Annotated in this window: 16 protein-coding genes; 8 read left to right on the top strand and 8 right to left on the bottom strand. The window is 60.3% G+C overall.

Annotated features, from left to right (window positions below; translation table 11 throughout):
- Positions 1-153: 153 nt before the first annotated feature.
- Both Q4577_RS08650 and Q4577_RS08645 read right to left on the bottom strand, forming a co-directional pair.
- Positions 154-879: a tRNA (guanosine(46)-N(7))-methyltransferase TrmB gene (locus Q4577_RS08650; protein ID WP_303469340.1), complete on the bottom strand. Its 726-nt coding sequence runs from the start codon at positions 877-879 to the stop codon at positions 154-156.
- 82 nt (positions 880-961) lie between these two features.
- Entirely contained in the window at positions 962-2,134 is a 1,173-nt protein-coding gene (locus Q4577_RS08645) for an acetyl-CoA C-acyltransferase (RefSeq protein ID WP_303469338.1), read from the bottom strand.
- 93 nt (positions 2,135-2,227) lie between these two features.
- Between Q4577_RS08645 and Q4577_RS08640 the strand changes: the two genes are divergently transcribed.
- Both Q4577_RS08640 and Q4577_RS08635 read left to right on the top strand, forming a co-directional pair.
- On the top strand, positions 2,228-2,566 hold the full coding sequence (locus Q4577_RS08640; RefSeq protein WP_244688397.1) for an STAS domain-containing protein: 339 nt from the start codon (positions 2,228-2,230) through the stop codon (positions 2,564-2,566).
- A gap of 44 nt (positions 2,567-2,610) precedes the next feature.
- Positions 2,611-3,045, top strand: a complete 435-nt coding sequence (locus tag Q4577_RS08635) for an ATP-binding protein (protein ID WP_303469334.1) — start codon at positions 2,611-2,613, stop codon at positions 3,043-3,045.
- Between the two features lie 488 nt (positions 3,046-3,533).
- Here the strand turns inward: Q4577_RS08635 and hspQ are convergent, their stop codons facing one another.
- A complete protein-coding gene (gene hspQ / locus Q4577_RS08630) occupies positions 3,534-3,860 on the bottom strand; it encodes a heat shock protein HspQ (protein ID WP_303469333.1) in 327 nt (108 codons plus the stop codon).
- Positions 3,861-4,057: 197 nt separating this feature from the next.
- Between hspQ and Q4577_RS08625 the strand changes: the two genes are divergently transcribed.
- A complete protein-coding gene (locus Q4577_RS08625) occupies positions 4,058-4,645 on the top strand; it encodes a lytic transglycosylase (RefSeq protein ID WP_303469332.1) in 588 nt (195 codons plus the stop codon).
- Between the two features lie 67 nt (positions 4,646-4,712).
- Positions 4,713-5,027, top strand: coding sequence for a DUF1244 domain-containing protein (locus tag Q4577_RS08620; protein WP_244688388.1), 315 nt, complete (start codon positions 4,713-4,715; stop codon positions 5,025-5,027).
- Positions 5,028-5,066: 39 nt separating this feature from the next.
- Here the strand turns inward: Q4577_RS08620 and Q4577_RS08615 are convergent, their stop codons facing one another.
- From Q4577_RS08615 to dgcN, 4 genes are all read right to left on the bottom strand, one after another.
- Positions 5,067-5,396 (bottom strand): hypothetical protein, encoded by a 330-nt coding sequence (locus tag Q4577_RS08615; RefSeq protein ID WP_244688386.1) that lies wholly within the window; start codon positions 5,394-5,396, stop codon positions 5,067-5,069.
- 320 nt (positions 5,397-5,716) lie between these two features.
- The gene (locus tag Q4577_RS08610) at positions 5,717-6,580 is read right to left on the bottom strand and encodes a D-amino-acid transaminase (protein WP_303469331.1); all 864 of its coding nucleotides are present in this window, start codon (positions 6,578-6,580) and stop codon (positions 5,717-5,719) included.
- Positions 6,581-6,599: 19 nt separating this feature from the next.
- Positions 6,600-7,562: an N-acetyl-D-Glu racemase DgcA gene (dgcA, locus tag Q4577_RS08605; RefSeq protein WP_303469330.1), complete on the bottom strand. Its 963-nt coding sequence runs from the start codon at positions 7,560-7,562 to the stop codon at positions 6,600-6,602.
- Between the two features lie 72 nt (positions 7,563-7,634).
- Complete coding sequence (dgcN, locus tag Q4577_RS08600; RefSeq protein ID WP_303469329.1) at positions 7,635-8,636, bottom strand: N-acetyltransferase DgcN; 1,002 nt, start codon at positions 8,634-8,636, stop codon at positions 7,635-7,637.
- A gap of 285 nt (positions 8,637-8,921) precedes the next feature.
- Between dgcN and Q4577_RS08595 the strand changes: the two genes are divergently transcribed.
- Positions 8,922-9,881: an L-malyl-CoA/beta-methylmalyl-CoA lyase gene (locus tag Q4577_RS08595; protein WP_244688378.1), complete on the top strand. Its 960-nt coding sequence runs from the start codon at positions 8,922-8,924 to the stop codon at positions 9,879-9,881.
- 76 nt (positions 9,882-9,957) lie between these two features.
- The gene (locus Q4577_RS08590; RefSeq protein WP_303469327.1) at positions 9,958-10,647 is read left to right on the top strand and encodes a hypothetical protein; all 690 of its coding nucleotides are present in this window, start codon (positions 9,958-9,960) and stop codon (positions 10,645-10,647) included.
- On the opposite strand, the gene Q4577_RS08585 is transcribed toward Q4577_RS08590, so the two are convergent.
- The gene (locus Q4577_RS08585) at positions 10,606-11,058 is read right to left on the bottom strand and encodes an Lrp/AsnC family transcriptional regulator (RefSeq protein ID WP_244688374.1); all 453 of its coding nucleotides are present in this window, start codon (positions 11,056-11,058) and stop codon (positions 10,606-10,608) included. The two genes, Q4577_RS08590 and Q4577_RS08585, sit on opposite strands and share 42 nt — an antisense overlap.
- A 72-nt stretch (positions 11,059-11,130) precedes the next feature.
- On the opposite strand from Q4577_RS08585, the gene Q4577_RS08580 reads away from it, so the two are divergent.
- Together Q4577_RS08580 and Q4577_RS08575 are read left to right on the top strand one after the other, a co-directional pair.
- The gene (locus Q4577_RS08580; RefSeq protein ID WP_303469326.1) at positions 11,131-11,739 is read left to right on the top strand and encodes a LysE family translocator; all 609 of its coding nucleotides are present in this window, start codon (positions 11,131-11,133) and stop codon (positions 11,737-11,739) included.
- Between the two features lie 67 nt (positions 11,740-11,806).
- On the top strand, positions 11,807-12,772 hold the full coding sequence (locus Q4577_RS08575) for an acetyl-CoA carboxylase carboxyltransferase subunit alpha (RefSeq protein ID WP_244688344.1): 966 nt from the start codon (positions 11,807-11,809) through the stop codon (positions 12,770-12,772).
- The last annotated feature ends 38 nt before the right edge of the window (positions 12,773-12,810 follow it).

The raw sequence follows: 12,810 nt of genomic DNA, 5'->3' as shown, positions 1-12,810 counted from the left end.
CCGGCTCAATTTTGCCAGCTCTCAATGTTGCCAGCGCCCTGTGCCGCGTGCCACGGCGGCTTTCCTCTGACCAAAAATATCCTGGGGGTGAGGCCAAAGGCCGAGGGGGCTGGCCCCCTCATCCCCCTGTTCCCGCACAGAAACAGCCCGCCGTTATCGTTTACGGAAGGTCAGGTAATGCGGCACCCGCCCCTCACGAAGGGCTTTTTGTTCATAGCGGGTGGAAATCCAGTCATCCCAGGGGGTGCGCCAATCGTCCGGGCTTTCGGCCAGCCACTCGAACCCATGGCGCGGCACCTGCTCCAGGGTCTGGCGCACATAGTCGGGAATGTCCGTGGCGACACGAAATTCCGCCCCCGGCTTCATCAATTCCGACAGCGGCTCCAGATGCTCCGGCGTCACAAACCGACGGCGGTGGTGACGTTTCTTTGGCCAGGGATCCGGATACAGCAAAAACGCCTTGGCGACAGAAGCCTTGGGCAGCACATCAAACAGATCACGGGCATCGCCTGGATGAATGCACAGGTTGTCGACATCCGCGTCCCGCACCTTGCCCAACAGCATCGCCACACCATTGATATAGGGTTCGGCACCGATGATCCCGACGTCCGGATTGGCCGCGGCCTGATGCACCAGATGTTCACCGCCGCCGAACCCAACCTCCACCCAAAGATCACGACCACCAAACAGCGTCGCGACATCCAGCGGCGCGCGCTCCGGGTTCACGTCCCAGCCCACCGGACCGGGTGACAAGGCCTCCAGATCCTCATCAAGGTAGGCCTCTTGCGCAGGGCGCAGGCCCTTGCCTTTGAAACGGCCATAGAAATTGCGCCATGGGGCGCCCGAAGGGTGTTTGCCGGGGTGTTTTGTCTCGCTCATGGGGCGCGGGTGTAACGGGGTCGCGGCGGCGGCGCAACGGGGTCAGGCCACTTGACGCAGAACATCAACCGCTCTGCGGGCGTCACACCCGCTCTATCGCAATCGCAGTGCCTTCGCCGCCGCCAATACAGATCGCCGCCACGCCGCGTTTCAACCCGCGTTTTTCCAGCGCATTCAACAGTGTCACCATGATCCGCGCGCCCGAGGCCCCAATCGGATGCCCCAGGGCACATGCCCCGCCATTCACGTTGACCACATCGCGCGGCAATCCCATTTCCTTCATGAACGCCATCGGCACCACGGCAAAAGCTTCGTTGATCTCCCACAGATCCACATCCGACAATTTCCACCCAATCCGATCCAGCAGCTTTTTCGCGGCGGGCACCGGCGCGGTGGTGAACCATCCCGGCGCCTGAGCATGGCTGGCATGGCCAAGGATACGCCCGCGCGGCGCGACGCCCCGGGTTTCGGCCATCTCTTGTGTGCCCAGCACCATCGCCGCCGCCCCGTCCGAAATCGACGACGCATTGGCCGCTGTGACGGTCCCGTCCTTGCGGAAAGCCGGCTTCAACATCGGGATTTTTTCCGGGCGCGCCTTGCCGGGTTGCTCATCACAGGTGATGATTTCTTCGCCATGGCGCTGATGCAAGGTCACCGGGGCTATTTCATCTTTGAACGCGCCGTCGCGTTCCGCCGCCAACGCATTGTCGAGCGAGCCGATCGCAAACTGATCCTGTGCCTCGCGGCTGAATTGGTAATGTTCGGCGCAATCTTCGGCAAATGTGCCCATCAAACGCCCCTTGTCATAGGCATCTTCCAGCCCGTCCAGAAACATGTGATCGATCACCTGACCATGACCAATCCGTGCACCGCCACGCATTTTGGCCAAAAGATACGGCGCCTGGGTCATGCTTTCCATTCCGCCCGCAACGATCCCGTCACCGGCGCCCAGCGCAATCCGGTCAAACGCCATCATTGCCGCCTTCATCCCGGAGCCACACATCTTGTTCAGCGTGGTTGCGGGCACGTCTTCGCCCAGACCGGCGGCAAAACCCGCTTGGCGCGCCGGGGCCTGCCCCTGACCGGCGGGCAGGACACAGCCCATCAGCACTTCGTCAATTGTCGGCTTGCCGGCATCGCGATGCGCCGCGGCAATGGCCACCCCGCCCAGGGTCGCGGCCGGAACCCCATCGAAGTCACCCTGAAATCCGCCCATCGGCGTGCGTGCCGCGCCCAGGATCATCACGTCTTTCATTGCCGTCTCCCAAAAGCTTCGAAAATGCATACCGAATAGTAAGGTTTGAAGTCTAGCTTACCTTGAACTTGGCAACACAGGACAGAGTTTGCAATGGACATGAGCAGTAGACACGAAGGCGCACTTCAAATTGTCGAAGTCAACGCACAGCGGATTGATGCCGCCGTCGCGATTCAGTTCAAGGATATGATGCGGGCGGAAACCGATGGCCCGACACAGCGGGTCATCTTGGATCTCAGCCAGGTGGAATTCATCGATTCCAGTGGCTTGGGGGCGATTGTCGCCGCCATGAAACAACTGGGACCGGGGCGGCAGCTTGACCTTGCCGGGCTGACCCCAAATGTCGACAGCGTGTTCCGGCTGACCCGGATGGACACGGTGTTTTCGCTCTACCCGACGCTCGACGCGGCTTTGATGGCCAAAGCGGTGTGATGATTCCCCCGGTGGCCCAAAGTCCCGCCCAAACACAGGTCGCCATGCCCCACGGTTCACAATGTAGCACCCGTATCGAAGCACAAAGCAATACGATGGCCGTACGCGACATTCTGGACCGTGCACTGGCGTGCCTGTCCGATTGGGATGTTGCGGCGGACCGCATCGGCCCGGTGCATATCGTGCTGGCCGAGGTGATGAACAATGTCGTGGAGCATGCCTATAGCTACGCCGAGGGTCTGCCGATCGCGTTGGAAATGCAGCTGCAGGGCGGGCAATTGAGCTGCACTGTCATTGATAGCGGCAAGGCCTTTCCCGATGGGGAACCCCCTGTCGGGGCGAAAGTCTGTCTGGATTGCGACATGGCGGACATGCCCGAAGGCGGATTTGGCTGGTTCATGATTCGCGAACAATCCGATTCTCTGAGCTACGAACGCCGCGACGGCCGCAATCACCTGACTGTAAATTTCTCGGTTTAGTGATCTGGCACACAGTCTGGATGCGTTCCCGCCCTTTGCCCCAGTTTCGCCGCAATACCGACCTAGGGCCGCCAGATTGAAAGCCGATAACGTAAGTGTAGCTGCATATAGCTTCCCTCGGCGCCGAGTATTAATAGCCCCCACCCAGTGCGCGGCGTCGAGGTACTTCCCCCCCCAGAAAAATTTGAAATCGATGCCAGACATGGCGCAACACCCGACGGGTCAAACCATTGTGTCAGGCCAGTGTTTTTGGATCAGCCCGCATTCGACCCGCTTGCCCGGCGCGTACGTGACGCAAGCCAGCGCCCAACAGCCAATTCACCACCAAAATGGGCCGAAGGCGATCCCGCCGACAGCCTTTCACGCGCAGCGCACAACACCCGATATTGCCAGAAATCAAAGATGATCCGCGCGCCCGGTGCCCCCGGCGCGTCAGCGGTGACGCGAACCGCCTGCATCATCGGAAACCCGTGTCCGGCCGATGACGCTTAGTTCAATTGGAAGTGCAGCGGATAAGACCCGTCTTCAAATTCGCCAAACAGATCGGGAATGTCCGGGTGATCCACCGGGCGACCGGAATAATCCGCCACCAGATTCTGTTCCGAGACATAGGCGACATAGAAGCTCTGATCATTTTCCGCCAACAAATGATAGAACGGCTGATCGCGCACGGGGCGGCTTTCCTCTGGAATGGCATTATACCATTCCTCGGTGTTGCTGAATTCAGGATCCACATCAAAAACCACACCGCGAAACGGATGCTTTTTATGTTTGACCACCTGGCCCAGATAATATTTTGCGCGAGTCGTATACATGCCGGAAAGCCCTCTATCGTCGCACAGTAGCGTCATCAAGAGGGATTTGTCCAATTTTCGAGACGATTTTTCAGGAAACAGTCTGTCCTTGCTCACCAACAGGGCGCCGCCCTGCCCGGCCACCTGGACAAAAGGTGATTTCACTATAGCGCAGGATCGGCTATGCTGGAAAAAAACAAAATAAAAGCGAGAGGCAAATGAGCAGAGTCCTTCGCGCCTTGGTCATCGTATTGGCGGTTGCGTCCTGTGGCGGCGGCAATCACTCCGCCCCGCGCAATCTTGATGATGCATGTGCGATTTTGAAGCAACGGCCAAAGTATATCCGGGCCTTCCGGGCGGCCGAGCGGCGCTGGGGTGTTCCGGTGCACGTGCAAATGGCGACGATCTATCAGGAAAGCAAATTCATCGGCAACGCCCGCACCCCATTGCGCTACAGCCTGGGGGTTATTCCCATGGGGCGGCAAAGTTCCGCTTATGGCTATGCCCAGGCGCTGGATGCCACATGGGATGAATACCGGGACGAAACCGGCAAACGCGGCGCAAAACGGGATCAGATCAATGATGCCACCGATTTCATGGGTTGGTACATGAACAAAACCCGCGCGCGTAACGGCGTATCGTTGCATGATGCCCGCAATCAATACCTCGCCTACCACGAGGGCCACACCGGTTTTGCCCGTGGATCTTATAACAGCAAGGCCTGGCTGCTGCGGGTCGCGGATGAAATCGGCACCCGCGCCATCACATATCAGGTGCAATTGGCCAGCTGCCGACAGGCGCGCTAATCTGCCAACATTCTGACACCCGCGCCCCGCCCTATGCGGCGGGGCCTCCTCCAACCGTGAGACCGCCATGGATGATCAAACCCGCATCGAATTAGAGGCCGCCGCCTTTCGCACCCTGCGCGAACACCTGATGGAAAAACGCACGGATGTGCAGAATATCGACCTGATGAACCTGGCCGGCTTTTGCCGCAATTGTTTGTCGCGTTGGTATCAAGAGGCCGCAAACGCCCGCGACATCGACATGGACAAAGAACAGGCGCGCGAGATTTTTTACGGCATGCCCTATGCCGACTGGCGCGCAAAATTCCAGACCGAAGCAGGCGACGCACAAAAGGCGGCGTTCTCCAAAGCGTTTGCTGATAACGTCGGCGACAAGGGGTAACGCCCCGAAAGTTGCGCCTAAAAAACTCGGCTGTGCGCCTTAGCCGTACTGCCGGGTCAATTGTGGGCCACAACGCTCGGGCCCAAATCGGACCTCGCCACACCGCCCGTTTTCATGGTCAATCTCCAGATCGGCCTCCAAGGTGGCGATCCGGGCCTCTCTGTCCGCCAGCAACCCAATCGCCCCACGCAGTTCATTGCGCAAACGGTCAAGTTCGGCGCGCTGCGGCACTTTCTGGCGGCGCATCCCGCGCAAACCCCAGCCGACTGCGGCCCCAACCAAAAGGCCGGCAGCGCCCATTGCGACAAACTCAAAACTGACAACCATCATCGCCCCCAGACGAAACAAGCAGATAAATGTCCAGGCCATTCCATCGCATGCGCGTCTTGGGAAATGTGCGGTGATACGCCCCGGATCTGCCCGGCCAATCCGACCCAAAGCGATCCAGGGGAAAACACCCCCGATGCCGGTGCGGCCATTCGGCCAACCAGCCCCCGACGCGGCCCGCGGAAAGCGCCCGGCCACGTCCCCACACAAACACCAACACCACTTGGCCGCTCAAGTCCTAAGGTGAAAGCCAGTCAAAATCGGCGGCAAAGCGTGGCTTTTGCGCCGCCTGTCAGCGCGATTTCGCCAATTTCCGGATCTATGTCACAGTGCCGGATCTGTGCCACAGTGCCGGACCTTCGTCAGATCGCCGCTTTGCGGCTTTCCTCCAGATAGATCTGGCGCAGACGGGACGCCACCGGCCCCGGCGTGCCATCGCCCACCGCATCACCATCAATTTCCACCACCGGCATCACAAAGGTCGAGGCCGAGGTCACAAAGGCCTCATCCGCCTGCTTGGCCTCTTCGATGGTAAAGCTGCGCTCTTCGACTTTCATCTGCGCCTCTTCGGCGAACCGCAGAACCGCCGCGCGGGTGATGCCATGCAAGATGTCGCTGGACAGGGCGCGGGTGACAATGCGCCCATCCTTGACGATATAGGCGTTGTTCGACGTGCCTTCGGTGACGACCCCATCCTCAACCAACCAGGCATCATCGGCCCCGGCCTTCTTGGCCATCATCTTACCCATCGACGGATAGAGCAATTGCACCGTCTTGATATCACGGCGGCCCCAGCGAATATCCTCGATCGAAATGACCTTGATCCCCGTCTTTGCCGCCGGGTTGTCGGCCAGCCCGGGCTTGTTCTGGGTGAACAACACAACCGTCAGCGGCGTCGTGGCCGGATCAGGGAACACAAAATCCCGGTCTCCCGGCGCGCCGCGCGTGACCTGTAGATAAATCATGCCTTCGACGATGTCGTTTTTCGCAACCAGCTCGCGGTGAATCTCCAGCAATGCCTCTGCGGTCATCGGCAGGGCCATATCCAATTCGATCAAAGACCGCTCCAGACGCGCCGCGTGGCCCGCGAAATCAATCAGCTTGCCATCCAGAACCGATGTCACCTCATACACCCCATCCGCCATCAGGAAACCGCGATCAAAAATCGATACGACCGCCTCTTCCTCGGGCAGATAGGTTCCATTGACATATACAATGCGACTCATCGGTTTTCTCCGTCTTGGCTCAGCCCCAAAGGGCCGGTTCCGGGGGGTGGACGCCAGCGGCGTCGAAATTCAAGGGGTGGTCGCGGTCTTCGGCCAGAAGCAATGGTCCGTCAAGATCCGTAAACGCCGCGCCCTGCGCCACCAGTGTCGCCGGCGCCATCGCCAGCGATGACCCGACCATACAGCCAACCATCACACCAAACCCCGCGGCGCGGGCGGTGTCCCGCAGGGCCAGCGCCTCGGTCAGGCCGCCGGTCTTGTCCAGTTTGATATTAACGATGTCATATTTGCCATGCAGCCCGGCAAGGGACGCCCGGTCATGGCAGCTTTCATCGGCACAGACCGGCACCGGCCGCTCCATCCCCAAAAGCGCGTCATCCGCAGCGGCGGGCAATGGTTGCTCGACCAGATCCACCCCGAGCCGCAGCAAATGCGGCGCCAGTTCGGCATAGACCTCGGCGCTCCAGCCCTCATTGGCATCAATGATGATCCGCGATTTCGGCGCGCCGGCGCGAACGGCCTCTAGCCTTGGCATATCATCGGGCGTGCCCAATTTGATCTTCAAGATCGGCCGCGCCTGATGCTTCTCCGCCTGCGCCCGCATTTTCTCCGGCTCATCCAACGAGAGTGTAAAGGCCGTCACCTCTGGTCCCGGCGCGGCCAGCCCGGCCAGATCCCAAACCCGCCGACCGGCCTGTTTCGCGGCCAGATCCCACAGCGCACAATCCACCGCATTTCGCGCGGCACCGGGCGGCAGGGCGGCTTGCAGATCTTCGCGTGTGATCCCCTGTGGCAGGCCGGAAACCTGTGCAGCAACAGACTCCAGCGTCTCGCCATAGCGCGCATAGGGCACGCATTCGCCCCGCCCCGTCACCCCGGCGCGGGTCACGGACACCGTCAGCACCTCTGCCACGGTGCGCGATCCGCGCGAGATGGTGAAAACCTCGGCCAATGGGAAACTGTCACGCTGGATGTCGATCACAGGGGGCCTGCCCTTCTTCTCTTTTCAAATACGCATTCTACCGCTGGCGATGGGCGCAACGGTGCAACCGGGTCACATCGCCGTCAATGCATCCACCAATCGCTGCGCCCCCTGGCGGAACGGATCAACCGCCGGAAGTCCCATACGGGCCTCCACATCCGCCAGATAGGCCAGCGCCTCTTCCTCGGACATATGTGCGGTATTCACCGAAATGCCGATCACCTCGCAGGCGGGATTGGCAATCCGCGCCAGCGGCAGCGCCATGTCGCGCAGCGCCTCAAGCGACGGCAGGCTGTATCCCGGCAATCCCCGCATATGGCTGCGGGTCGGCTCATGGCTGAGGATCAGCGCATCCGGCTGACCGCCATGGATCAACGCCATGGTCACACCGGAAAACGATACATGGAACAGGCTGCCCTGACCTTCGATGATATCCCAATGGTCGGCGTCATTGTCCGGTGTCAGCCATTCCACCGCCCCGGCCATGAAATCCGCCACAACCGCATCCAGCGGAATGCCATCCCCGGTGATCAGGATACCGGTCTGGCCGGTGGGGCGGAACGTGCTTTTCAGGCCCCGCTCTTTCATCGCACGGTCCAACGCCAGCCCGGTGTACATCTTGCCAACCGAACAATCGGTTCCCACCGCCAACACCCGTTTGCCACGGCGTTTCACGCCATCGGCAATGGGGTATTCGACCGTCGGCACCCGCACGTCATGCAGGGCCCGACCGTGTTTCTGTGCCGCCGCCACCAGATCGGCCTCGTCCCGCAACAGGTTGTGCAGGCCCGACGCCAGATCATAACCGGCCTCCAATGCCGCCAACAGCACCTGTTTCCATGCCGGGCTGATCTTGCCGCCGCGATTGGCCACGCCGATCACCAGCGTTTTTGCCCCTGCTGCACGGCCCTCTGCCAGGGTCATATCCGCCAGTTTCATGTCGGCCTTGCAGCCGTCCATGCGCAATTGGCCGACCACGTTTTCAGGTCGCCAATCTTTGATCCCCTGCGCAACCTTTGCGGCCAGCGCGTCGGGGGCATCACCGAGGAAAAGCAGGTAAGGTGTCTGGATCATGGCAGCGCTCCGGAAATTTGGGATTTGCGGCACATCTAACATTGCAAGAGGCGGCAGGTTTCCGAAATTTGGCCTTGGATCGACAATTTGGGGGAGATTCTTCGTCAAATTGACAGTTTCCCACAAGATTCTGCGCTTAATTCCGATCTGACCAAATTTTCAGCACATTGAAAACCCGTCAATCGACCAGAATTGCTGCATCTGCAAAACAGACTTGCGCAACGCAGCGTAATTTAATATCGCTACCACAGTCAGTTTCGCAACATCATTTCACCGAGGTCGCCAATGTCCTTCCGAATTCAGCCCCCCGCCCCCGCTCGCCCGAATCGATGCCAATTGTTCGGCCCCGGCTCGCGCCCTGCGATTTTCGAAAAGATGGCCGCATCCGCCGCGGATGTCATCAACCTTGACCTCGAAGATTCAGTCGCCCCGAGTGACAAGGACAGCGCCCGCGCCAATATCATCCAGGCCATTGGTGACATCGACTGGGGCAAAAAGACCCTTTCGGTGCGCATCAACGGTCTGGACACGCCTTATTGGTATCGCGACGTTGTGGACCTTCTGGAACAGGCCGGCGACCGGTTGGATCAGATCATGATCCCCAAAGTTGGCTGTGCCGGCGATCTTTATGCCGTGGATGCGCTGGTGTCCGCGATCGAAGCCGCCAAGGGCCGCAGCAAACGCATTGCGTTTGAGGTCATCATCGAAAGCGCCGCCGGCATCGCCCATGTCGAAGACATCGCCGCTGCCTCGCCCCGGCTTGAGGCGATGAGCCTCGGGGCTGCGGATTTCGCCGCTTCGATGGGCATGGCCACCACCGGCATCGGCGGCACGCAGGAAAACTATTACATGCTGCGCGAAGGGGTCAAACATTGGTCCGACCCCTGGCATTGGGCGCAGGCCGCGATTGTCGCCGCCTGCCGCACCCACGGCGTGCTGCCGGTGGATGGCCCGTTTGGCGATTTCAGCGACGACGAAGGTTTCCGCGCTCAGGCGCTGCGCTCTGCGACCTTGGGCATGGTTGGCAAATGGGCCATCCATCCGAAACAAGTCGCCATCGCAAACGAGGTCTTTACCCCATCGGAAAGCGCCGTCACCGAAGCGCGCGAAATCCTGGCCGCAATGGAAGACGCCAAAGCCAAAGGCGAAGGCGCCACCGTATACAAAGGACGATTGGTCGACATTGCCTCGATCAAACAGGCAGAGGTGATCGTGCGGCAATCTGAGATGATTGCCAGTAACTGACCCTTAGCGTTCTTGTGTCAAAGTATGGCGTCCGCATAGTACCTGCGGTCGCCATATTGGATTCAGGAAGAGGTGTATGCCCCAGCGTCTGACATTGTTGCATAGCGCCGAGGTCCACTGCCGGACCTTTGATTCCCTACGCGATCGGCTGGCCCCTTCGGCAAGTCTGACCCACAAGGTGCGGCCCGATTGGCTCGCGCGGGCGCGCGAGGCCGGGATGACGCAACATCTTTCGGCGGAAATCCACATGGCCGTGCGATCCGCACCCGGCCGGGTGCTGTGCACCTGCACCACCATCGCCGAAACAGCGGCGGCGGCGGGGGCAATCCGTATTGATCAACCGATGATGCGCCGCGCCGCGCAATCCACCGGACCCATCCTGTTGGTCTGCGCCTTGAATAGCACGGCCGCCACCAGCCGCGATCTGCTGCAAAACTGTCTCGACAGTCTGGACCGCGACACTGCGATCACCCTCTTGGTGGTCGAAGAATTCTGGCCCTTGTTCGAAGCCGGGCAAGAGGCCAATTTCAGTGCCGCAATTGCCGCCGCAGTGATCGAGGCGACCCAGGCGCGACCGGACTTCACGACGGTTGTTCTTGCCCAAGCTTCAATGGCCAACGCGGCACATTTGCTGGATGGAATCGCGCCAGAGGTTCTGACCGCACCGGAACTGGCCTTGCGGGCGGCGCTGGACCTTGGGCCGGAACAGAAACCGGCCCGTGATCTAGGCCCGCTCGTCCTTGGGCGATCCCATTACAACAAATGATGTGATCTCTTTCACCTGGGGCAATGCGCCCAGAACATCGGTGTGAAAGGCCTTGTAGCTTGGCAGATCGGCACATTCGACCCGCAGCATATATTCGATGACACCGGTGATGTTGTGGCATTCCCGCACCTCGGGTGCCCGGGAAATCGCGCGTTCAAACGCCTCTTGCGCGGCTTTGGAATGTTCAGACAGGCCAACCCCCACCAGAACCACAAATCCACGCCCCATCCGCGCCGGATCGAACACCGCGCGATAGCCCGTGATCACCCCATCGCGTTCCAAGGCCGCCACCCGCCGTAAACAGGCAGAGGGCGACAGGCCAATCTCTTCGGCCAGTGCCTGGTTGCTGATCCGGCCATCACGCGCCAACGCGCGCAATATTCTGCCGTCGATTCCATCAATATCCGTCATGGATTGCACAAATACAGCATTCACACAGGGATTTGCAATTTCACGGCGCAAACTCCGTGAAATATTGCGGCAATGACCTATGACCTTTTCCTTGCCCTTGCGGGCTTTGCCATTGCGACCAGCGTGACGCCGGGACCGAACAACATGATGCTGATGGCGTCGGGTGCCAATTTCGGCGTGCGCCGCAGCATTCCCCATATGCTGGGCATCATATCGGGGTTTCCGGCCATGATCTTTTTGGTTGGGGTGGGTGTGATGCAGGTGTTCGACGCCTGGCCCGGCCTGCGCGATGCGCTTTTGGTGGCTTCGGTGGTCTATATGCTGTGGCTTGCATGGAAAATTGCCACCGCCGCACCACCGCCGGAAAACAACAATGAGGTCACAAGCCGATCCCGCCCGCTGTCCTTTCTGCAATCGGCAGGTTTTCAGTGGATCAACCCCAAGGCCTGGACCATGGGGATGAGTGCCATCACAGTCTATGCCGCCAGCCGCGATTTGACGGCCATCCTGTGGGTGGCGTTAATTTACGTTGGGGCGGGCATGATCAGCACAACGGTCTGGGTCGTGTTGGGCCAACAGATCCGCCGCATCCTGCGCAACCCCCGACACCTGCGGCTATTCAATATATTGATGGCGGGATTGTTGATTGCCTCACTTTTGCCGGCCCTGATGGCAGGCTAAACGCGGGTCACAGATTGCATCCTGCGCCACATCGGGCCATATACGCCCTGCAGCAAAGGAGTGTCGCATGGCGCATTATCTCGATTTTGAAAAACCATTGGCCGAGATCGAGGGCAAGGCCGAAGAATTGCGGGCGATTGCCCGCCAGAGCGACGACGCAATGGATGTCGAGGAAGAAGCAGGCGCGCTGGACCGCAAAGCGGCAGCGATGCTGAAGGATCTGTACAAGGATCTGACACCTTGGCGCAAATGCCAGGTCGCCCGCCATCCACAGCGCCCCCACTGCAAAGATTATATCGAGGCGCTGTTCACAGAATTCACGCCGCTGGCCGGCGACCGCAATTTTGGCGAAGATCTGGCGATCATGGGCGGCCTGGCCCGGCTGGACGACCGCCCGGTGATGGTGATCGGCCATGAAAAAGGCCATGACACCCAATCGCGGCTGGACCGCAATTTCGGCATGGCCCGCCCCGAAGGCTATCGCAAGGCCGTGCGGCTGATGGAAATGGCCGACCGCTTTGGCCTGCCTGTGATCACCCTGGTCGACACCGCCGGGGCCTATCCCGGCAAAGGCGCCGAAGAACGCGGCCAATCCGAAGCGATTGCCCGGTCCACCGAAACCAGCCTGAACCTTGGCGTGCCTGTGGTGTCGGTGATCATCGGCGAAGGCGGCTCTGGCGGTGCGGTGGCGCTGGCCACAGCCAACCGGGTGGCGATGCTGGAACATGCTGTCTATTCGGTGATCTCGCCCGAGGGCTGCGCATCGATTCTGTGGAAAGACGCCGAAAAGATGCGCGAAGCGGCACAGGCGCTGCGGCTGACGGCGCAGGATCTTTACAAACTGGGGGTCTGCGACCGAATTGTCCCCGAGCCACTGGGCGGCGCGCAACGCGATCGCACGGGCACCATGCGCACCGTTGGCCGGGCCATTGTTCAGATTCTGGACGAATTGGCGGGAAAAGACGCGGCAGCACTGCGCCAAGACCGGCGGAAGAAATTCCTGGACCTCGGATCCAAAGGGTTGGCGGCGTAACACCCGCAGGCCTAAATCTTTGGCCTACCCCTTTGACC

This window comes from Marinovum sp. 2_MG-2023 (assembly GCF_030548265.1).
Classification (GTDB): domain Bacteria; phylum Pseudomonadota; class Alphaproteobacteria; order Rhodobacterales; family Rhodobacteraceae; genus Marinovum.
The sequence above is the reverse complement of the archived record's forward strand: the minus strand, read 5'-3'. Positions and strand labels throughout refer to the sequence as shown.

What these genes read in the sequence shown, in the direction of transcription:
- Q4577_RS08650 (WP_303469340.1), bottom strand. Translation starts at nt 879, where the DNA reads ATGAGCGAGACAAAACACCCCGGCAAACACCCTTCGGGCGCCCCATGG.
- Q4577_RS08645 (WP_303469338.1), bottom strand. Translation starts at nt 2,134, where the DNA reads ATGAAAGACGTGATGATCCTGGGCGCGGCACGCACGCCGATGGGCGGA.
- Q4577_RS08640 (WP_244688397.1), top strand. Translation starts at nt 2,228, where the DNA reads ATGGACATGAGCAGTAGACACGAAGGCGCACTTCAAATTGTCGAAGTC.
- Q4577_RS08635 (WP_303469334.1), top strand. Translation starts at nt 2,611, where the DNA reads ATGCCCCACGGTTCACAATGTAGCACCCGTATCGAAGCACAAAGCAAT.
- hspQ (WP_303469333.1), bottom strand. Translation starts at nt 3,860, where the DNA reads ATGTATACGACTCGCGCAAAATATTATCTGGGCCAGGTGGTCAAACAT.
- Q4577_RS08625 (WP_303469332.1), top strand. Translation starts at nt 4,058, where the DNA reads ATGAGCAGAGTCCTTCGCGCCTTGGTCATCGTATTGGCGGTTGCGTCC.
- Q4577_RS08620 (WP_244688388.1), top strand. Translation starts at nt 4,713, where the DNA reads ATGGATGATCAAACCCGCATCGAATTAGAGGCCGCCGCCTTTCGCACC.
- Q4577_RS08615 (WP_244688386.1), bottom strand. Translation starts at nt 5,396, where the DNA reads ATGGCCTGGACATTTATCTGCTTGTTTCGTCTGGGGGCGATGATGGTT.
- Q4577_RS08610 (WP_303469331.1), bottom strand. Translation starts at nt 6,580, where the DNA reads ATGAGTCGCATTGTATATGTCAATGGAACCTATCTGCCCGAGGAAGAG.
- dgcN (WP_303469329.1), bottom strand. Translation starts at nt 8,636, where the DNA reads ATGATCCAGACACCTTACCTGCTTTTCCTCGGTGATGCCCCCGACGCG.
- Q4577_RS08595 (WP_244688378.1), top strand. Translation starts at nt 8,922, where the DNA reads ATGTCCTTCCGAATTCAGCCCCCCGCCCCCGCTCGCCCGAATCGATGC.
- Q4577_RS08590 (WP_303469327.1), top strand. Translation starts at nt 9,958, where the DNA reads ATGCCCCAGCGTCTGACATTGTTGCATAGCGCCGAGGTCCACTGCCGG.
- Q4577_RS08585 (WP_244688374.1), bottom strand. Translation starts at nt 11,058, where the DNA reads ATGACGGATATTGATGGAATCGACGGCAGAATATTGCGCGCGTTGGCG.
- Q4577_RS08580 (WP_303469326.1), top strand. Translation starts at nt 11,131, where the DNA reads ATGACCTATGACCTTTTCCTTGCCCTTGCGGGCTTTGCCATTGCGACC.
- Q4577_RS08575 (WP_244688344.1), top strand. Translation starts at nt 11,807, where the DNA reads ATGGCGCATTATCTCGATTTTGAAAAACCATTGGCCGAGATCGAGGGC.